18 protein-coding genes are annotated in these 20,805 nt (G+C 44.8%); 11 read left to right on the top strand and 7 right to left on the bottom strand.

Annotated elements, in window-relative coordinates:
* The first annotated feature begins 78 nt into the window (after positions 1-78).
* From BMX44_RS08215 to flhC, 3 genes are all read left to right on the top strand, one after another.
* Entirely contained in the window at positions 79-1,797 is a 1,719-nt protein-coding gene (locus tag BMX44_RS08215; RefSeq protein ID WP_090631045.1) for a putative bifunctional diguanylate cyclase/phosphodiesterase, read from the top strand.
* Positions 1,798-2,086: 289 nt separating this feature from the next.
* Positions 2,087-2,410, top strand: coding sequence for a flagellar transcriptional regulator FlhD (gene flhD, locus BMX44_RS08220; protein ID WP_090631047.1), 324 nt, complete (start codon positions 2,087-2,089; stop codon positions 2,408-2,410).
* A gap of 31 nt (positions 2,411-2,441) precedes the next feature.
* A complete protein-coding gene (gene flhC / locus BMX44_RS08225) occupies positions 2,442-2,981 on the top strand; it encodes a flagellar transcriptional regulator FlhC (RefSeq protein ID WP_090631050.1) in 540 nt (179 codons plus the stop codon).
* 11 nt (positions 2,982-2,992) lie between these two features.
* On the opposite strand, the gene BMX44_RS08230 is transcribed toward flhC, so the two are convergent.
* Positions 2,993-4,189 carry a pyridoxal phosphate-dependent aminotransferase gene (locus BMX44_RS08230; RefSeq protein ID WP_090631053.1) on the bottom strand — a complete coding sequence of 399 codons (1,197 nt, stop codon included), beginning with the start codon at positions 4,187-4,189 and terminating at the stop codon, positions 2,993-2,995.
* Positions 4,190-4,272: 83 nt separating this feature from the next.
* On the opposite strand from BMX44_RS08230, the gene uvrB reads away from it, so the two are divergent.
* Positions 4,273-6,303: an excinuclease ABC subunit UvrB gene (uvrB, locus tag BMX44_RS08235; RefSeq protein ID WP_090631056.1), complete on the top strand. Its 2,031-nt coding sequence runs from the start codon at positions 4,273-4,275 to the stop codon at positions 6,301-6,303.
* Positions 6,304-6,305: 2 nt separating this feature from the next.
* Here the strand turns inward: uvrB and BMX44_RS08240 are convergent, their stop codons facing one another.
* The 6 genes from BMX44_RS08240 to BMX44_RS08265 form a co-directional block, all read right to left on the bottom strand.
* Positions 6,306-6,653 (bottom strand): hypothetical protein, encoded by a 348-nt coding sequence (locus tag BMX44_RS08240; protein ID WP_090631058.1) that lies wholly within the window; start codon positions 6,651-6,653, stop codon positions 6,306-6,308.
* Between the two features lie 62 nt (positions 6,654-6,715).
* Positions 6,716-7,537 (bottom strand): TrmH family RNA methyltransferase, encoded by an 822-nt coding sequence (locus BMX44_RS08245; protein ID WP_090631060.1) that lies wholly within the window; start codon positions 7,535-7,537, stop codon positions 6,716-6,718.
* 66 nt (positions 7,538-7,603) lie between these two features.
* A complete protein-coding gene (hisD, locus tag BMX44_RS08250) occupies positions 7,604-8,905 on the bottom strand; it encodes a histidinol dehydrogenase (protein WP_090631063.1) in 1,302 nt (433 codons plus the stop codon).
* A gap of 38 nt (positions 8,906-8,943) precedes the next feature.
* On the bottom strand, positions 8,944-9,588 hold the full coding sequence (gene hisG / locus BMX44_RS08255) for an ATP phosphoribosyltransferase (RefSeq protein ID WP_090631065.1): 645 nt from the start codon (positions 9,586-9,588) through the stop codon (positions 8,944-8,946).
* A gap of 26 nt (positions 9,589-9,614) precedes the next feature.
* Positions 9,615-10,253 carry a superoxide dismutase gene (locus BMX44_RS08260; RefSeq protein WP_090631068.1) on the bottom strand — a complete coding sequence of 213 codons (639 nt, stop codon included), beginning with the start codon at positions 10,251-10,253 and terminating at the stop codon, positions 9,615-9,617.
* Between the two features lie 87 nt (positions 10,254-10,340).
* Positions 10,341-10,772: an ExbD/TolR family protein gene (locus BMX44_RS08265; protein ID WP_090631072.1), complete on the bottom strand. Its 432-nt coding sequence runs from the start codon at positions 10,770-10,772 to the stop codon at positions 10,341-10,343.
* Between the two features lie 174 nt (positions 10,773-10,946).
* On the opposite strand from BMX44_RS08265, the gene purE reads away from it, so the two are divergent.
* From purE to BMX44_RS17225, 7 genes are all read left to right on the top strand, one after another.
* Complete coding sequence (purE, locus tag BMX44_RS08270; RefSeq protein WP_090631075.1) at positions 10,947-11,444, top strand: 5-(carboxyamino)imidazole ribonucleotide mutase; 498 nt, start codon at positions 10,947-10,949, stop codon at positions 11,442-11,444.
* Positions 11,445-11,471: 27 nt separating this feature from the next.
* Positions 11,472-12,602: a 5-(carboxyamino)imidazole ribonucleotide synthase gene (locus BMX44_RS08275; protein WP_090631078.1), complete on the top strand. Its 1,131-nt coding sequence runs from the start codon at positions 11,472-11,474 to the stop codon at positions 12,600-12,602.
* Positions 12,603-12,606: 4 nt separating this feature from the next.
* Positions 12,607-13,515, top strand: a complete 909-nt coding sequence (locus BMX44_RS08280; RefSeq protein WP_090631081.1) for a phosphoribosylaminoimidazolesuccinocarboxamide synthase — start codon at positions 12,607-12,609, stop codon at positions 13,513-13,515.
* 114 nt (positions 13,516-13,629) lie between these two features.
* Positions 13,630-13,953, top strand: coding sequence for a ferredoxin FdxA (gene fdxA / locus BMX44_RS08285; protein WP_090631084.1), 324 nt, complete (start codon positions 13,630-13,632; stop codon positions 13,951-13,953).
* 26 nt (positions 13,954-13,979) lie between these two features.
* Complete coding sequence (locus BMX44_RS08290; RefSeq protein ID WP_090631087.1) at positions 13,980-16,766, top strand: PD-(D/E)XK nuclease family protein; 2,787 nt, start codon at positions 13,980-13,982, stop codon at positions 16,764-16,766.
* A gap of 10 nt (positions 16,767-16,776) precedes the next feature.
* On the top strand, positions 16,777-20,331 hold the full coding sequence (locus BMX44_RS08295; protein ID WP_090631090.1) for a UvrD-helicase domain-containing protein: 3,555 nt from the start codon (positions 16,777-16,779) through the stop codon (positions 20,329-20,331).
* Between the two features lie 322 nt (positions 20,332-20,653).
* A partial coding sequence (locus BMX44_RS17225) for a methane monooxygenase/ammonia monooxygenase subunit C (protein ID WP_281246235.1) occupies positions 20,654-20,805 on the top strand: 152 nt, incomplete at its 3' end.

A 20,805-nucleotide genomic window follows, 5' to 3' on the forward strand; every position in this document is an offset into this window, starting at 1 on the left:
CTATATCACGGTATTGTCTTAAAGCTCAAAGGTATAAAGACGTAATTAAAACAATGGGAAAACACTTTAAAGCGAATTATGCTACGAAATAACCTAAGATTACTATTTGTCGGATACTCAGATTCAGAAGTCGAACAGTTGCGTGCAGAATTATCAAAAATTAATCTCAAAATAAACTGTAAAGCGATAACTGACGCAAATGATATCCGTCTCGCCTTTTATGAATGTGAATGGCATGTGCTGATCTGTAACTACACAGCGGATTCCGCCAGTTTGAAAGAAGCGCTGGAAATCTGGAAACAAGTGGGCCGTGACATACCCTTCATTATTTATGCAGACGAAATGAGTGATGAAAATGTCATTTCTGCAATACATTACGGCGTACATGACTATGTATACAAAGGGCACACTGGGCGTCTTTTGCTGGTTATTGACAGGGAGCTGAAGAACCTGGAAGTCAAACGTGCAAAACTACAGGCTGAGAGCAAAATTTATCGCTTGACCTACTATGATAACCTCACTGGATTACCTAAACGTAATTTGTTTTGCGAGAAAGTTACAGGCATTTTAACGAAGCAGTCCGATCGAGATAAGCTGGCAGGGGTGTACTTAGTTAAAATCAGTGGACTCTCTGATATCAATAATATATATGGATATCATGTAGGTGATATGCTGATTCAGCAACTTTCGTATCGAATGTCTGTATATACAAACAGTCAATGTTTGTTATCAAGAATTGAAAGTAATAAATTCGCTTTTTTTAACTGCGACGTCAATAATCTGGAAGGTATACGGAAATTTGCTGACAAGATCATGCATATGGTGTCTATACCGGTTGTGATCAATAATCTTGAATTTTATGTAACGCTCAATATTGGAGTTTGTGAGTACCCGACACATGGAGAATCCATTTCATTACTGTTGTCAAATGTAGAGAATATGTTGTCTGATTCTCAGAACAAATGGCAGAACAGTTGCCGCTATTTTTTGAACAAAATGGATGAAGTTTCCGCCAAGCGGTTAATGACGAGGGAAGCACTTAGAAAAGCCATTATCAATAATGAGTTAGAATTATTGTTTCAGCCAATTATCAACCTGGATACAGGTGCTATAAAAGGGGCCGGCGTTGTTTTGCGATGGCATCACCCCGAGGCCGGCCCTTTGACACCCAGTAAGTTTTTTCCTTTCATTCATGAAAGCGGTCTAATTCTGGAAATCGGAAAATGGATGCTTAAACATGTGTGTTTGCAGGCAAAGCTTTGGCACGAAATGGGTTACGATGGATTGACGATCACGCTTGCAGTTGCCGTCACCGGTTATGATCAGACACATTTTATAAGGTATGTACAAAATTTGCTGGCCGAAACCAAACTGCCGCCGCAATTACTTGAGCTGGAATTGCCAGAATCATTTTTGCAGAGCGCGGAATTCAGTATGAATAATTTAAAAGAACTGGGTGATGCCGGGATACAGTTTTCGATCAGTAATTATGGAACTGGCGGAGCTTCGCTCAGATGGTTAAGTATACTGCCTGTCAACAGTATCAAACTGGATCCTGCATTGACCATGAATCCAAAGTCATTCACTGAAAATGCCAGAGTAGTGGCAGCAATCAATGCAATGGCAAAAAATCTGGGAATGGCTATGGTTGCCGAGGGCATTACAACCAAGGAGCAATTGAAATTTTTATATGAAATACAATGTAAATTCGCACAAGGAAATTATTTCAGCCAACCGGTCAATGATGAAAATTTTCTGAAACTGCTTGAGCAGCGTAGAACCGGTACACTCGATTAATATCCTGTCATTCTCAGTTCACTTTCTTTAAACTCTTCGTGTAGTTATCATTTCAGTGAAAAAACAAAGTCTTAAACGAATATAATAATTTGCTGTAATGAACGAATCTAATCATCTAAATTAACGAGTTTTTTTAATTTTGTAGGAAAAATTCTTATAGCATGATAAGAATTTTTCCTAATTTTGTTTTAGGCCTGTTTCCATTTACTTAAATCCACTCAGCATTGAAAATTCATACCTAGTCAGTGTGTTGTTTAGATGATTTAATTTTTAAACAGGAGAGGTTGAAATGGAAACAAAACAGTATTTGGAAGAAATCAGAGAAATCAATTTAGGTTATTTACTTCTTGCACAACAACTGATTCGTGAAGATAAAATGGCCGCAATTTACCGGCTGGGTATTAATCAGGATGTCGCCGAGCTAATTGAAAAACTGACAACCAGTCAGCTTCTAAAAATGGCATCTTCCAATAACCTGTTATGTCGATTCAGATTCAATGATTCCCTGATAGCAGAATTGCTCTCTGGTAATGAAAGGGATAGTAGCAGTGCCGTCTCTCACTCGCATGCTGCCATACTTATGGCCGGACAACCCGCTGAAACAATTTCCTGAGCTTTTGGTATAACCTAAAGGGATATGGCATATGCGCAATCGAAGCATACTTACTGAAGCGAAACAAATACAATTGGCATCTGAGTTGATTAAATTGGGTGCAAGGTTACAGGTACTGGAGGTGAATTCCAACTTGAGTCGGGAGAGACTTGTTAAACTGTACAAAGAAATTAAAGGAGTATCACCACCCAAAGGCATGCTTCCTTACTCTGAAGACTGGTTCATGAGCTGGCAGCCCAATATGCATTCCTCATTATTTGTCAATATCTATAATTATATTACGACGCATGGAGATATCGACGGAATTGATGCATTGATTAAAAGTTACAAGCTCTATCTGGAACATATAGAAGCAAATAAGCTGGATCAAGTGTTGAGTCTTACTCGTGCATGGACATTGATTCGTTTTGTTGAAAGTGAGGTATTGTGTGTGACGCCATGCGTCAAATGTGGTGGAAAATTTTTAGTGCACTCTCTGGATATTCATTCAAACCATGTCTGTGGACTATGTAATATTCCATCCAGAGCGGGAAAAACCAAGAAAGCCGCCGCTGAATCAAAACTGCATTAACTTTGGTCTGGTTATTGATCTAATGCCTGTTTAAGCCGGATAGATGCTTTTTCTAAATTTTCCATGGATGTGGCAAATGACAAGCGCATATAGCCTTCGCTGCCAAATGCTGAGCCAGGAACAACGGCAATACCAGATTTTTCCAGTAAGTATTCGCTGAATGCCAGATCGTTTTTGTGTTGAATTAGGTGCTTATCGTAAAGATTCGCTATCGCCTGCCGTACATCAGCAAATGCGTAGAAAGCACCTTCGGATTTCAGACAGGCGATTCCTTTACATTGATTTAGTTGATCGGTGATAAAATCATTACGTGCAATAAATGCATCGACCATTGGCCTGATACAAGACTGATCACCGTTCAGTGCTATTTCTGCTGCTGCTTGTGAAATTGAACTTGGGTTTGAAGTGCTTTGTGACTGAATATTTTCCATTGCGGTTACAATTTCGGTGGGTCCGCCGCAGTATCCAATGCGCCAACCGGTCATGGAATATGCTTTAGAAACACCGTTCAGAACGACCGTGCGTGAATATAAATCAGGACAAGCATTTAAAATATTAACGAAGTGCTTACCTGATAAAAGTATATGTTCATACATGTCATCCGTAGCAATCAGAATCTGAGGGTATTTACGCAATACCTCACCTAGCGAGTTCAGTTCTTCCAGCGTATAAACCGCACCGGTGGGATTACTGGGGCTGTTTATGACAACCAGCTTTGTTTTTTGTGTTATGGCTTTTTCGAGTTGATTGGCTGTAATCTTGAAATGTTGTTCAATACCCGCAGCAACGAACACTGGCTTGCCCTCCGCAATTTTTACAATATCGGGATAAGACACCCAGAAAGGAGCAGGTATGATGACTTCATCCCCTGGATTAAGTAAGGCCAAGGCAAGATTAAAAAAACTTTGTTTGCCGCCGCAGGAAACAAGAATCTGTGAATTATCGTACTCAATCTCGTTATCACGTCTGAATTTTTCGATAATCGCTTTTTTTAAGCCAGGTGTGCCTCCAACAGCTGTGTATTTGGTTAAACCCTCGTTGATAGCTGCAACCGCTGCACTTTTAATATGTTGAGGTGTGTCAAAATCGGGCTCACCAGCACCTAAACCGATAATATCCTTTCCCTCAGCCTTCAAACTGGCAGCTCGGGCAGTAACAGCAAGGGTAGGGGAAGGCTTGATGCTTTGAACGCGGCTGGATAATTGCACTACGGGCTCCTCACTCTATAATGGACAGATCGGCATGTTAGAATAGACGATCAAACAATTACGCTGATTAATGGATTATACCTGTGATTCAAACCTTCCCCAATAGTTTGTATAAATTGCATCAGTCGTTTAAACCCGCTGGTGATCAGCCACATGCGATCAAAAATCTGGTTGAAGGTATTAACGATGGGCTGGCCTACCAGACGCTGCTGGGTGTTACGGGGTCAGGCAAAACGTTCACCATAGCAAATGTCATTGCGCGTCAGGGGCGGCCCGCAATATTGATTGCACCCAATAAAACACTAGCAGCACAATTATATGCTGAGATGCGGGAATTCTTTCCCGAAAATGCTGTTGAGTATTTTGTCTCTTATTATGACTATTATCAGCCAGAAGCGTATGTGCCTTCTCGTGATTTGTTTATTGAAAAGGACTCGAGCATCAATGCGCATATAGAACAAATGCGTCTATCGGCGACAAAGTCGTTGCTGGAACGTGACGATACAGTGATTGTGGCAACGGTTTCGTGTATCTATGGTATCGGTGACCCTGTTGATTATCACGGCATGATTCTGCATTTGCGGCGAAACGAAAAATATTCGCAGCGCGATATTATTAAACGTTTGACGGAAATGCAGTATGAACGTAATGAAATAGAGTTTGCGCGCGGGATGTTTCGTGTCAGGGGAGATGTGCTCGATGTTTTTCCGGCGGAAAGCTCCGAAGCGGCTGTTCGAATTTCGCTGTTTGATGATGAAATTGACGATTTGTCGCTGTTTGATCCATTGACGGGTCGCGCTTTGCAAAAATTATCACGCTATACAGTGTATCCCTCCAGTCATTATGTGACACCAAGAAGCACGGTTTTACGGGCAATGGAGTCAATCAAGTGTGAGCTGCGTGAACGGCTGGATTATTTTTATCAGGACCATCATCTGGTAGAAGCGCAGCGTCTCGAGCAACGTACTCGATTTGACCTTGAGATGCTCAATGAACTGGGCTTTTGCAAAGGTATTGAAAATTACTCCCGGCATCTTTCGGGAAAAAATCCCGGAGAGCCGCCACCAACACTTATTGATTATTTGCCCAAAAATACCCTGATGTTTATCGACGAAAGCCATGTGACTGTGCCACAGATTGGCGGTATGTATAAAGGCGACCGCTCGCGAAAAGAAAATTTGGTACAGTACGGTTTCCGTTTGCCATCTGCTTTGGATAATCGACCGCTTAAATTTGAAGAATTTGAAAAAATGATGCCACAAACCGTTTTTATCTCCGCGACGCCGGCGGACTACGAGCACAAGCATAGCGGTCAGACTGTCGAGCAAGTTGTCCGGCCGACAGGACTTGTCGATCCGCAGATAGAAGTACGTCCGGTTACATCGCAGGTAGATGATTTGATGTCTGAAGTAACCATCCGTGCTGACAGGAATGAACGCGTTCTGGTGACGACATTAACCAAGCGGATGGCAGAAGACCTGACGGATTATTTTGCGGACCATCAGATCAGAGTGCGTTATCTGCATTCTGATATCGATACTGTAGAACGCGTTGAGATCATTCGTGATTTAAGACTTGGTGAATTTGATGTGCTGGTTGGCATCAACCTTTTACGCGAGGGACTGGATATTCCAGAAGTCTCATTGGTCGCGATACTGGATGCGGACAAGGAGGGGTTTTTACGATCAGAACGTTCTTTAATACAAACCATTGGTAGAGCTGCACGACATATTAACGGAACAGCCATTCTGTATGCCGATCACATTACCCGGTCCATGCGTGCAGCTATGGATGAAACAAACCGACGTCGCGAAAAACAACTGGCTTTTAACCAGATCCATCAAATTACACCGCGATCTGTGCATAAGCGGATAAAGGACATGATCGATGGCGTCTATAGTCTCGAGACGGCACAAAAGAAACTTAAAGCCAGTGATACGCAGGCGGAATATCAAACAATGGATGCAAAACAGATCAGCAAGGAAATCCAGCGGTTGGAAAAGAACATGCTGAATGCTGCCAAGAATCTGGAGTTCGAACAGGCCGCACAGTATCGGGATGAAATTAAACGGTTAAAAAATTTATTGTTTATTGGCGCAGCTGAAATAGAATGACCCTATTTTTTTATCATTGTTGATGACGCGAATATAACGCGCCTGAATGTGCGGTTTAATGTTTTACTGGTAAAGTTTTCCATTGACATACTTTCCACAAATCGAATGTGATCGCCGATCTTGACCTGTGTTGTTGGTGCAGCAATCCAAAATTGCCTGTCACCATTCTCAAGTTGCATATAGGTATACCCCGCGGTGTCCAGAACCTCAATAACTTTCCCCTCATCGTTTGGATATTGCTTTCCAGACGCAACCACGGTGGATTCTTCATGATGCAGTGCTAGCGTGTTTAGTGGATAAAAGAGTAAGCTGATCATAAATAGCGTAATGGTTGCAAATAATAATCTCATGGTACCTCCAAGGTATCTGAATCAAACCTGTTATGATACACCGCGATGATTATTAGTTCCAACTATGCCTTGAATCCAAATTTTTGCTGGCGTACCATTTCGAATAAACAGACAGCAACAGCACTAGCAGCGTTGAGTGATTCTGTTTTGCCTGGCATTGGAACGAAAATTGTTTTATCTGCGGCACGAAGCATTAATTCTGATAATCCCGTGCCTTCATTGCCAAATACAAAAGCAGTGGGTTCGGTTAAGTCTGATTGATATAGTGCCTGATATCCGTTAAGAGCCGTGGCAATTATTTGTCCACGATAATGTTTGGAGATTTCTAATAGATTGCAATCGCTGTGTATGGTTGTCAGGAAGTGGGCGCCCATGGCGGCGCGCAGCGTTTTTGGAGACCAGGCATCGGCGCAATCGCGGGATAAAAAGATGTCGGATATATCTGCAGCCGCTGCAGTACGGATAATTGTGCCCAGGTTACCGGGGTCTTGTATTGATTCAAGCAAAATGCAATTCAACAGTTCGGAAACGGCTATGATCGATTGATCTGTAACCGCCGGAACTGTAATGCAGGCAAGAACACCGGTTGGCGTTTTGACCGAGGAAATTTTTTCGAACACTTGATCGGTAACACGGTAAATGCACGTATCTGGAAATTGCCTGCAAGTATCTAACAAAGAAATGATTTCGCTGTTTTTTTGCCCCGCTTCACTGATTACAATACTCCTTGGCGCTGAATGGCCTGTATCAGCGGAAAGATAGGATTGTATCAGGTGGATTCCATCCAGAATTGTACTGGCTGACTGTTTGCGTAGTTGTGCCGATTTTTGCAGCTTGACCAGATATTTTATATATGGATGCTCACGCGAGGCTATGCGTTGCATTTGATTTTTTCGCTGAAATACTGAAGCAACCGAAAGGCAGGCCGTTGAGCATGCCGGGTAGCGGAATTATGCTTTAATACGATATTCTGCAGAGCGAGCATGTGCCTGCAGGCCTTCACAGTTTGCCAGTATTGATGCAACCTCACCAAGCTTTGCGGCACCCCGTTCGGAAACCTGTATCAAGCTGCTGCGTTTCTGAAAATCATAAACCCCCAGTGGGGATGAGAATCGCGCCGTTCGCGAAGTAGGCAGCACATGATTGGGACCAGCACAGTAATCACCCAACGCTTCACAGGTATGTCGTCCCATAAAAATAGCACCGGCATGCCTGATTTTATCAACCCAGTGTTCCGGGCTATCAACAGAGAGTTCCAGATGTTCAGGAGAAATTGAATTTGCGATTGTACATGCTTCTTCCAGATCCCGAACTCTGATTAATGCGCCGCGGTTTTCCAGCGCCGCGCAAATAACATTTTTTCGGGGCATGGTCTCTATTAACTGATCGATACTTTGTGCGACTTTGTCTAAAAAACCGGCGTCAGGTGATAGTAAAATCGATTGTGCAAGCTCGTCATGTTCAGCCTGGGAAAACAAATCCATGGCAATCCAATCAGGATCTGTTTTGCCATCGCAAATGACCAGAATTTCTGAAGGTCCCGCGACCATATCGATGCCGACAACCCCGAAAACGCGACGCTTGGCGGCCGCAACATACGCATTGCCAGGACCGACAATTTTATCAACCTGGGGTATGGTTTCAGTGCCGTAAGCCAGAGCGCCAATAGCTTGGGCACCACCAATGGTAAATACGCGGTCTACATCACTGATCGCCGCTGCCGCCAATACCATGTCATTTTTTTCGCCGTGTGGTGTTGGTACAACCATAAAAAGCTCTTTGACGCCGGCAACTTTAGCGGGTATTGCATTCATAAGAACTGACGATGGGTACGAAGCCTTGCCACCGGGCACGTAGAGTCCAACGCGGTCCAGTGGCGAGACTTTCTGACCAAGCATGGTATCGTCAGCTTCCTGATAATGCCATGAACTGGCAACCTGCTTTTCATGATAACTTCTGATGCGGCTGGCTGCATGCTCGAGCGCTTGCCGCTGCTTAACCGGTAATGTTGACAATGATTGCTGTAATTCTCTTCGGGTTAATTCCAGAGCGTTCATTGAACTGGCACGTACATGGTCAAAACGTTGTGTATACTCAACCACCGCTGCATTTCCCCGTGCTTTGATATCGGTGAGAATCTGTGCGACGATGGCGTCAACCGATTCATCCATGATTGTGTCAAAAGACAGCAGTTGTTGCAGAGTCTGATTGAAATTACTGTCGGTTGAATTGAGTTTTTTGATTTGAACCATGTTAGTTGTCCAGGTGATAAGCAAAAAATGTCTGGTTGTTAATTGTTTACGGCACGCGAAAATGCATTCAGGATAGGCACTATGGTTGCTCTCTTCAGTTTTAATGCCGCTTGATTGACAATCAATCTGGAAGATATTGGCATGATTTCTTCGACTGCACGCAGGTTATTGGCTTTTAGTGTACTGCCAGTAGAGACCAGATCGACGATTGCGTCAGCTAGCCCGACCAGTGGTGCCAATTCCATTGAGCCATACAGCTTGATCAGGTCGACGTGTACTCCCTTGTCGGCGAAATGCTCGCGTGTGGTTTGCAAGTATTTGGTGGCGATTCGTAATCGTGCTCCTTGCCGTACTGCCGAGTCGTAATCAAATCCTTCTGGTGCTGCAACCATCATACGGCAGCGCGCAATGTTTAAATCAAGTGGCTGATACAGTCCGTTGCCACCATGCTCCAGCAAGACGTCTTTCCCGGCAATACCAAGATCAGCCGCGCCGTATTGTACATAGGTTGGGACGTCGGAGGCACGCACAATGACCAGTCGTACATTTGTACGGTTGGTCAATAAAATCAGTTTGCGTGATGATTCGGGATTGTCCCGGGAGACGATACCGGCAGCTTCTAATAAGGGCGCGGTATCGTCAAATATTCGCCCTTTTGACAGGGCGATAGTGATATCAGTCATACAATCAATATGCTGGTTAATCAGATTTACGCCAGATTCGATTGCGCAAATTCCCAGTTAATCAATTTGTCCAGAATGGTATTAACATAATCGACGCGGCGGTTCTGATAATCCAGGTAGTATGCATGCTCCCAGACATCAATCGTCATCAACGGGCGAAGATTTTGTGTGATAGGAGACTCCGCATTACTGGTTTTTGCAACAGCGATCTTGTCTCCGTCCTGAACCAGCCAGGCCCAGCCGCTGCCAAACTGCGTCATGGCCGCGTTGGCAAATTCCTTTTTACAGGCATCAATACTACCAAATGACTGTTCGATTTTCTGTTTGAGCGCTGAAGATGGTTCTCCACCTCCATTAGGGCTAAGGCTATGCCAGTAGAACATATGATTCCACACCTGCGCGGCGTTATTAAAAACACCCGCCTTATCCGCTTTACCTGCAACTGCCCGAATGATTTGTTCAAGAGACTGACCTTCAAGCTCAGTGCCTGCAACCATTTTGTTCAGATTGTCAACATAGGTCTTGTGATGTTTGCCATAGTGAAAGCTGAGTGTATTTGCGGAAATTACAGGCTCCAATGCATTATCCGCATATGGTAAGGGCGCTAAAACGTACTGATTGCCTGATAATGCTTCACTGGAAAAATTGTCAAGATTTAATGACATGCAAGCCTCCTTTCTTAATAAAATAGTTGAATAAATGAGTGAAGAAAATTTTCGTAGTTACAGTTTTTTTATGAATTGATTTCAGATTTAATTTTCGGGTTTTATTTCAGCGACGAATGTGATCTTGTTGTACCCCGCGAGACGCGCAGCCTCCATTATTCTGATGACGGATTGATAAGAAGCGTTCTCATCGCCGTTAATAATAATTAAGGGATCCTCCTGATCCCCGGCAGCATTTCGTAGAGCATCGCGCAGATATTCAATACTAGTCGATTTGACCGGCACCGTATCGATTGTATATTCTCCCATTGCCGTGACTGCTATATCTATTGATTTGGGTCGCTCTACTTTTTTATCAATCTCTGTACTATTGGCTTCAGGCAATGTGATTTCCAGTTCGGCAAACTTCGAATAGGTTGTGGTAACTACCAGAAAAATCAGGATCACCAGCAAAACATCTATCATGGGAACCAGATTGATTTCGGGTTCCTCTTTCGGTCTGCCACGTTGAAAATTCATAGAAATACGCTTTCAGTTCGAGTTATGGTTTAAAATTATATAACGCGTATCGACTATTATAAACAGACAAAACCGCGTTACACCTGAAGCACGCTTTGCAGTGCGCATAATACGACATGTATATTTATGACTTTATTCACAAATGTAATTTCCTGAATCTGCTGAACATATATTATGAAAGTTAAAGAGCCATTAGTCAGTGTCGTCATGGGCAGCAACAGCGATTGGAGTGTTATGCAGCACACAGTGGCGATTCTGAAGGATTTTGATCTTCCGTATGAAGTACGCGTGGTTTCGGCACATCGTACGCCCGATGTAATGTTTGAGTTTGCTGAAGCTGCAAGCCAGCGAGGCATCCAATGTATAATTGCCGGTGCTGGCGGCGCTGCGCATCTGCCAGGCATGATTGCCGCCAAAACGACAGTACCTGTTCTGGGAGTGCCTGTCAATTCGCGTTATCTGAATGGGTTGGATTCATTACTGTCCATTGTTCAGATGCCTAAGGGCGTACCCGTTGCATCTTTTGCTATCGGTGAGGCAGGTGCTTCGAATGCAGGGCTTTTTGCTGTGGCTATGTTGGCAAACAGCGATGACCGGATTCGAAATCAATTAATCGAGTTTCGAAAAAAACAAGCGGAAAGTGTCGCTGCAATGCAGTTACCTGAAGTATAAAAAATTTTGCTTCGTGAAGAAATCTGAATGAAACCAATTCTGCCGGGTGCAATGCTGGGTTTGCTGGGAGGGGGCCAGTTGGGCCGAATGTTTACCATGGCGGCGCATCGTATGGGGTATCAGGTAACCGTGCTGGATCCGGACGCTGACAGTCCTGCCGGGCGAATAGCCGAGCAGTTTATTTGTAAAGAATATACCGATCAGGCCGCTCTGCAACAGTTGGGCGCACAGTGCACTGCAATTACAACCGAGTTTGAAAACATACCGGCAGATGTGCTTTCTGCATTGGCGTCATTCAGTACAGTTAGCCCGGATGCCCGGAGTGTGGCAATTGCCCAAAACAGAATTGCTGAAAAATGTTTTTTGCAGACACATGGTTTTTCCGTGGCACCGTTTGCCGCGATTGAACATGTTGATTGTGCTGATAATGTGAAGAATTTATTCCCGGGTATATTGAAAGTCAGTCAGTTCGGATATGATGGCAAGGGTCAACGGTATGTGAACAGTGAGACCGAACTGGTGGATGCTTTTGTCGAGATGAATTCAGTACCATGTGTTCTGGAAAAAAAACTGCCATTGAAATCTGAAATTTCCGTTATATTGGCAAGAGGGTGCGATGGGTCGACAGCGATATTTCCAGTTACTGAAAACCGGCATGTCAACGGTATTCTCGATATCAGTATCGCGCCAGCCAGGATTCCAGCCATGCTGGCTGAACAGGCCTGTGATACTGCAGAAAAACTGGTTCACATTCTGCAATACCAAGGCGTGCTTTGTGTTGAATTTTTCGTGCTGGACGATAACCGGTTGGTGATTAACGAAATTGCACCGCGTCCACACAATAGCGGGCATTACACTATCGATGCGTGCATCACTTCGCAGTTTGAGCAGCAATTGCGCGCTCTGTGCGGCTTGCCGCTGGGTAACGCAGCGTTACATCATCCTTGCGTAATGGTTAATCTACTGGGTGATTTATGGCAGAAAGGTACACCGGACTGGTACTATCTATTCGGCCAGACATTTGCAAAACTACATTTGTACGATAAGAAAGTAGCGCGGCCGGGACGCAAAATGGGACATTTTACCGTTCTTGGCGCGACGGTTGATGAAGCACTGAAAAACGCGCTCCTGATTCAGCAGCATCTTGGATCCAGTTAATTGTATGATAAACGAGTCTGCACTATATGAAACGCATATCGAAAGCCTGCCACTGGTGCATCGCGGCAAGGTGCGCGATATTTATGCGGTAGGCGGTGATAATTTGTTGATTGTTCAGACTGATCGAATTTCTGCCTATGATGTGATATTGCCCAATCCCGTGCCGGGAAAAGGGAAGTTGTTGACACGATTATCAGCATTCTGGTTTGAAAAGCTGGCGCATATCCTTCCCAACCATCTGACTGAAACAACACCCGAATCGGTCGTTGCGACGCATGAGCGTTCGCAGGTGAAGGAACGGGCATTTGTTATTCGTAAATTCGATCCGCTGCCTGTCGAAGCTATAGTACGCGGTTTTGTAGCCGGTTCCGGCTGGAAAGAATATCAGCAAACCGGCACTATTTGCGGTATCTCCTTGCCATCAGGACTAAGACAGGCGGAGAAAATACCGGGCGGGGCTATTTTTACACCGTCAACAAAAGCCCAGGCGGGCGGGCATGACGAAAATATTTCATTGGCTGAGACTGAACGTCTGATTGGAAAGGTGTTGACTGAGAAGGTCAGGGAAAAGGCAATCCGGCTTTATACTGAGGCGGCTGATTATGCTGCCAGAAAAGGCATTATTATTGCAGACACCAAATTCGAATTCGGACTTGATAAATTCGGCGAGCTGTATTTAATTGACGAGGTGCTGACACCCGATTCTTCACGTTTCTGGCCTGCTGAACAGTACCAGACAGGTATCAGTCCGCCAAGCTACGATAAGCAGTTCGTGCGCGATTGGCTCGATACGCAGGTATGGAACAAAGAACCTCCTGCACCAGAATTGCCGGAAGAAGTAATATGCCTGACGATGAGAAAGTATGAAGAAGCGCTTAAGCTGCTTGTTACACCGCCGCGAGAAAGCGCCTGAATCAGTTTGTCTTCGCTATAACCTGTTAAAGATTACTTAATTTGAAATTGGCGATAATAATCAAATTTCTGCTAAAATATCGGATTCTATTAGTGTCACGCAAGGAATAGTTTAATGGCTTATGTAGTAACCGAGAATTGTATAAAGTGTAAATACACTGATTGTGTGGATGTATGTCCGGTAGATTGTTTTCGTGAAGGTCCCAATTTTCTGGTAATCGATCCGGATGAATGTATTGACTGTACACTGTGTGTCGCTGAATGTCCGGTTGAAGCGATATATGCAGAAGATGATGTGCCCGAAACACAACTGGATTTTATCGCATTGAATGCGGAACTATCTAAAGAGTGGCAGCCCATTATTGAAAAGAAAGAGCCGCTCCCTGAGGCTGATGATTGGGCCAGCATAAACGAAAAGCGTGATCAGTTACAACGCTAATCTGAACTGCGGTAACTTAGTACCGCATGAAAAAATCCCTTCTATTAAAGCAGCTTTCATTTCAAGAATTTTTTAGGCACCTGAATAGCGAGAATGCGGCTGCAGTTTCGGTGGTGACGCCGAATCGCAGACTCGCTCAGGTGCTGAAAGACTGCTTTAGCCGCGAACAATCCAATCGTCAGAATGCGGCTTGGCGAACCCCAGATATCCTGCCAATCAATGCGTTTACCGAACGCATTTATCAAGAAGCGGTTTATTCTATACATTCTGTAGAAATTCCGTTGTTGCTGACAGTGACCCAGGCACATGCGCTGTGGCAAACAATTATTCAGACTTCTGAAACCGGCAGCAAACTGCTGAATACCATGCAAACAGCCCAGTCGGCATATGAAGCCTGGCAGATCGTTCATGCTTGGCGATTAACATCGGACATGCACGCATATTACCTAAATGACGACTGCAGTGCTTTTCAGGAATGGATGGAGCAATATCAGTCTGTCCTGAGAGAAAATCAATATATAGATCCGGCATGTCTGGTTGATTTGATTGTAGAACTTTGTACGCAGATAGAATTCAACCGACCCGATAACTTGTATTGCTACGGTTTCGAATTACTGACGCCGCAGCAGTGTTTTTTGTTGAGCAAACTACAGGCCCTGGGCAGCAAAATTCATTGCGTTATTCCACCCTATCTTAATCACCAAGAAACTGGAAACGCTAACATTGCGCGTGTAAGTTGCAGAAATACTCAAGAAGAGATTTACCAGGCTGCAACATGGGCGCGGTCGAGATTAGAAGCGGATTGTTCTGTATCAATCGGTGTCGTTGTGCCCGCCCTTACAAATTGCCGAAGCACCGTTCAGCGGATTTTCCAGGAGGTCATGCAACCTGATGTGCGCGATGCATTGCCGCAGGCGCAGTCGCAGCAAAAAGATCGACCGTTCAATATTTCATTGGGGCTGCCGCTGACAGCTTATCCTGTGGTTGATCTTGCACTGTCGGTGTTGGCGTTGGTTCAACGTGGCCTGACATTTGATCGTGCTAGCAATTTATTGCGTTCACCGTACATCAAGGGTGGGGATAATGAGATGCATCAACGTGCAATGCTTTGTATGCAAATGCGCCAAAAAGCGGAACCTTTTGTAACGTTAGAGCAATTAGTATCACTCTTGAATGTGATATCTCAACAAAGTGAGCAAAATACCGGCAATTGCCAAATACAAAATCCGGTACTCCTTGAAATCTTTACCGCATTGCTTTCGTTCAGCCAGACAGACATACCGCATAGATCTCATCATGCGACCTATGCAAGGTTATTTTTACAAATGCTGCAAATCGTGGGGTTTCCTGGAGAACGTGCGCTGAATTCGACAGAATATCAGACAGCCATAAAATGGCAGGAAGTCGTGGCCGATTTCGCGACGCTGGATTGTGTACAGGAGTCGACCTCATGTGCTGCTGCAGTTGAAAAGCTTAATGCTGTTGTGGCCAATACCTTGTTTCAACCTCAAACGCCACATACCCCTATTCAGATACTGGGTGTGATGGAGGCTGCCGGTATGGTGTTCGATCACTTGTGGGTTTTGGGGTTGTCTGAAGAACATTGGCCGATGCCTTCTCGTCCTAATCCTTTTCTGCCATACGAGCTACAGAAAAAAGCGGGTATTCCAATGAAGTCAACGGATGAAGCCCTGAATTATTCGCGCCAACTGCAAAAAAACTGGTTGCGTGGTGCCAAAGAGGTGGTGTTAAGTCATCCAGTCTTTTCAGATGGAGCAGATGCACAAGCGATTGCTCCGAGCTCATTAATCCGAGGAATACCCGAACGGACCGCTGCCGAGCAGCACTATAAATTACATCGTGACCTGATTGTTGATGCAGCACGTGTCGAACGTATCATTGACCATCATGTGAATTTATCAAAAGTGCCGAAGGTGACCGGTGGTACTGCTGTAATAAAGGATTATGCAGCATGTCCTTTTCGTGCATGGGCCAAGCATCGTTTGCGTGTTATGGATAAAGACAGGCCACATGTAGGGTTTAATGCTCGAGAACGCGGTTTGCTTGTGCATCGTGTGCTACATCTGCTTTGGCAGGAGCTAAAGTCTAAAGAAACGCTTGATACTGTTTTACAGACAGACCTTGAAAAGATACTGTGCAGTGTAGCAAGCCGTGCAATAGAGGAGATTGGGCAGTGGCGCCCTTGTGTGCTGTCGAAACGGTATAGAGCGTTAGAGCACCAACGTTTGATTCATTTGATGCGTGAGTGGCTGGATATTGAAAAAAAACGCGACTCATTTAGTATTGCAGCAACAGAAAAGAAATATCAACTGCAACTTGGCGATTTGGCATTACAGGTACGTGTAGATAGAGTAGACAGGCTGGCTAACGGCCAGTTTCTGATTATAGATTACAAAACCCGGTCATATAGTATAAGTTCGATGCTCGGAGAACGTCTCGATGAACCGCAGCTGCCATTATATCTTGTGATGACCGAATCCGATGGGCCAGCTGTTGCTGGTATTGCTTTCGCTGCAATAAATCCTGGGCAAATGGGTTTCTCGGCTATTGTCAATGAAACAGGCTTGTTACCGGGTGTCAAGGCGTTCAGCGAACTTGCTGCATGCGCACAGTTTTCAACCTGGCATGAACTGACGACAAAATGGAAGCAGGATTTAACTGACCTTGCCAATGGTTTTATCAGCGGAGATGCCCGTGTATTACCTAAACGCTTTCCTTTGACCTGTCAGTATTGTGATCTGCAGGCACTTTGCCGCATACACGAACGGTTCAAGAACCCAGACGAAGAATGAGAAGTTAATCATGATTAAATCCAGAGATCCGTCCGATGCAGCTGAACGTCTGCGTGCTATTGATCCTGGTTGCTCATTTATTGTTCAGGCTCCAGCAGGATCAGGAAAGACAGGTCTGTTGATACAGCGCTATCTTCGACTTCTGGTCTGTGTCAACGAACCTGAAGAAATTGTGGCTATAACGTTTACCCGCAAAGCTGCAGCAGAAATGCGTGAACGAATTGTCAAAGCGCTGGACGCGGCGAATGGAGCAGGCCATCCTGGGAATGCCTTTGATAAATTGACGTACGAACTTGCAACTGCGGTCATGCTGCATGATCAGAGATCCGGCTGGAAGCTGGTTGAAAATCCCATGCGATTGCGTATACAGACAATAGATGCATTGTGTGCTTCATTGACCCGTCAAATGCCTGTGTTGTCAAAATTCGGATCACAGCCTGAGGTATCGGGTAATGTGCAAAAGTTATATCGAGAGGCGGCACGTGCGACTATAGCGCTGCTTGATCAGGATCCTGGCGTGGCCGATGATATTGCCATACTGCTGGAACATCTGGATAACGATATTGCACGTATTGAGAGCCTGTTGGCATCTATGCTGGCACGACGCGACCATTGGCTGCGGCATATTCATGGAAAAAGAAGAACACGCGACGAACTGGAATCATCTCTCGGAAACATACGTAACAAGAAGGTCGCTCAGTTACATCGCTTATTGCCAGATGAGGTGCATCAGGAGTTATTGGCACTTTTACGATATGCAGCTGCAAACTTAACGGCGGAGAAAAAAACTTCTGTATTGGCTTTGTGTGACGGTCTGGATTGTCTGCCGAATAATGTCGATCAATGTTGTGGGATTGCTGAATTGTTGCTGAAGACAGATGGTCAATGGCGTGACAGAGTAGATGCAAGGCAGGGCTTCCCGGCAGGAAAAACGAAAATCGAAAAGGAAACAGCTGGCGTCTGGAAAGAACGCTTCTTGAAGCTCTTGGACCGGCTCAAATCAAATCAGCCACTGCAGCGTCTGTTATGCGATATCCGATCTCTGCCGCCTCCCGCATACAATGAGGAGCAATGGAAAATTCTGGGTACGATCACGCGTTTGCTGCCACTCGCTGTGGTGCAACTAAAAATCATATTTCAAATGACAGGGCAGGTGGATTTTACTGAGATCATGCAAAGTGCTCTTGCTGCGCTGGGTGAATCTGAAAAACCCACAGATCTGGCGCTGGCGCTGGATTACCGCATCAAACATATACTTGTCGACGAATTTCAGGATACATCCATCAGTCAGTATCGATTGATAGAGAAATTAATTGCTGGATGGGAACCTGGTGATGGTCGCAGTTTGTTTGCCGTTGGTGATCCCATGCAGTCGATCTATCGTTTCAGGGAAGCAGAAGTGGGCTTGTTTTTGCAGGCACGCCAAACAGGAATTGGTCATATCGACCTACATTCTATTACGCTCAGAAGCAATTTTCGCTCCCAGCGTGGTATTGTTGACTGGATTAACGATGCTTTCAAACAGATTATGCCCGTTACTGAGGACGTCACAGTGGGTGCTGTTACATATGCGCCCGCTATAGCGATGCGTGATACATTGGAAAATACAGCTGTCACTGTGTATCCCGCGTTTGAAAATGACCGTGTCGCTGAAGCCGAAAAAGTTTTAGATGTGATTGTACAAACCAGGGTGAACTATCCGGGAGATTCAATCGCTGTGCTTGTAAGAAATCGCAGTCATCTGTCTGAAATTGTGGCGTCGTTGCAGTCTTATGGTTTGCGTTTTCATGCAGTGGAAATTGATGCGCTGAGTAAAAAACCAGTGGTGCAGGATTTATTGATGTTGACACGGGCTTTATTGGATCCGGCCGATCGGCTGGCATGGCTGGCAATATTGCGTGCGCCATGGTGTGGCCTTCAGTTGGATGATTTGCAGGCACTGGCATCGATTCAGGCGGTTCAGTCGGAACGGCAATCAAAACAGCAACCTCAAACTATTCTGGAGCTGATCAATGCGAATGAGACATACCATTGCCTATCCTGTGATGGTGCCAGACGCTTGAAAGTTGTCGCTAAGCTGCTTACACAATGCATAGGCAATCGGTACAGGCAGTCGCTTCGTGCTACAGTAGAAGCGGTCTGGTTGACATTGGGTGGCCCTGGTTGTGTCGGGATACAGCACAGGATGAATTTAACCGCTGAGAATCAGATACTGCAGTTCAAGCCAGAAAAGTTAAAAACAGGTACATTAAATGACGCCATGGTTTATCTGGACTATCTTGAGGCCCATGAGTGCGCGTGTAGTATTACAGATTGGGATGAATTTGAGGAGGGTTTATCTAGGCTTTTTGCAGCACCCGATACTGAAGCAGGTGATCGTCTGCAGATTATGACCATTCATAAGGCCAAAGGGCTGGAATTTGATACGGTTTTGTTGCCAGGTCTGGGCTATTCTTCGAGAAACAATGAAAGACAGTTACTCAGATGGATGGAGCAGCCTCGCCAAATACACCAACCTGATGCGGGTCAAAATTCCATTGGTACTAGCGATGTTGATTTGTTTCTGGCGCCGATTCAAAGGTCGGGAAGGGAAAATGATACTATTAATTTCTGGCTGGAGTCACTGGAGCGGGAAAAGGAAGAATATGAGGTTGAACGCTTATTGTATGTTGCTGCAACCCGCGCAAAAAAATATTTGCATCTGTTTGGTCATGTGAGTGTAAATGGAAAAAACATTAAGTCCGGTAGATCGATCTTTCCACAGCCGAGAGCCGGTAGCCTATTGAATAGACTGTGGCCAGCTGTCGGTCATATTTATATCAATGCTGTTGAGCATAATAAGGCAGATAATACAGAAAATCTGAAAAGACGGGTTGAATCTGAAAAAAAGACTAATATTGACCAATCTATCATTCGGTTGGAAAGTGGTTGGCAACTACCCGAAGCGCCAGCACAAATCGACTGGCAGCTAACCGGAGATACTGGAAAAACGGAGCCTGCAATAGAATTTTCATGGGCAGGTGAATTAGCAAAACATGTTGGCAGTGTTGTGCATCGCTGGTTGCAGCAGATAGCAGAAGATAAACTGCAAGGATGGACTGCGCATCGTATAAACACATTACGTAAAAAAATCATTAATGGATTGTTAATGAAGGGAATAAGCAACGAAACCGAGGTGCTTGAGCAAGCGGTCGAGCGAGTTGTGATCGCTTTGGTCAACTCAATAACGGATAAGCGCGGCCGATGGATTCTGGGTGAGCAGGGTGATGCACAAAATGAGCTCAAATTAACGGGTACGATCAATGGTAAAGCTACCGAATTTGTAATTGACCGTACTTTTTGCGACAACAATGGAGTCCGGTGGATAATCGATTACAAAACCAGCAGTCACGAGGGTTCGAGTCTGGAGGAGTTTCTGGACATGGAACAGAAAAGATACACTTTTCAGCTCAACAGCTATGCGGCATTGTTTCAGAAAATAGAGAAACGACCCATTTGCCTGGGCTTGTATTTCCCGATGATGCCAGGGTGGCGAACTTGGGTATATTCAGAAAAAAATCCTTGACACAAATTTTGTGAAATCCGTGTGCCGCTAAGATGAATTAAGACTCAACAAAGTGCTATATTGAAGCTTGAAGACCTGATTGGAATATTGAAAACGAAAATATTATCAATTAATATACTCGAAGTCCCTATGGTTTAAGTGGAGATTTTATGACAAATGACTTGACTTTATGGTGTAAGGTCGACTAGCCTGTGGGACGCAGCGTAAGGAGTGTCTAGGGAAGAAGGCGCTTGAGCTGTTGTAAAAAGAGCAGTACTAATTAATTAGTATTAGAGACGAGAGAAGGTAGTATTAATTAACAAGTAAGTAAGGAGGAATAAAGATGGCAACAACAATGGGAACGAGTGGCGCTGCGAGTGCTGACTACGACATGTCATTGTGGTACGACTCCAAGTACTACAAGATAGGTCTTGGGCTGATGCTTGCGGTAGCGATATTCTGGATCTGGTATCAGCGTACATTTGCGTATTCGCA

The organism is Nitrosomonas marina, from assembly GCF_900110145.1.
In the GTDB taxonomy this organism is placed as follows: Bacteria; Pseudomonadota; Gammaproteobacteria; order Burkholderiales; family Nitrosomonadaceae; genus Nitrosomonas; species Nitrosomonas marina.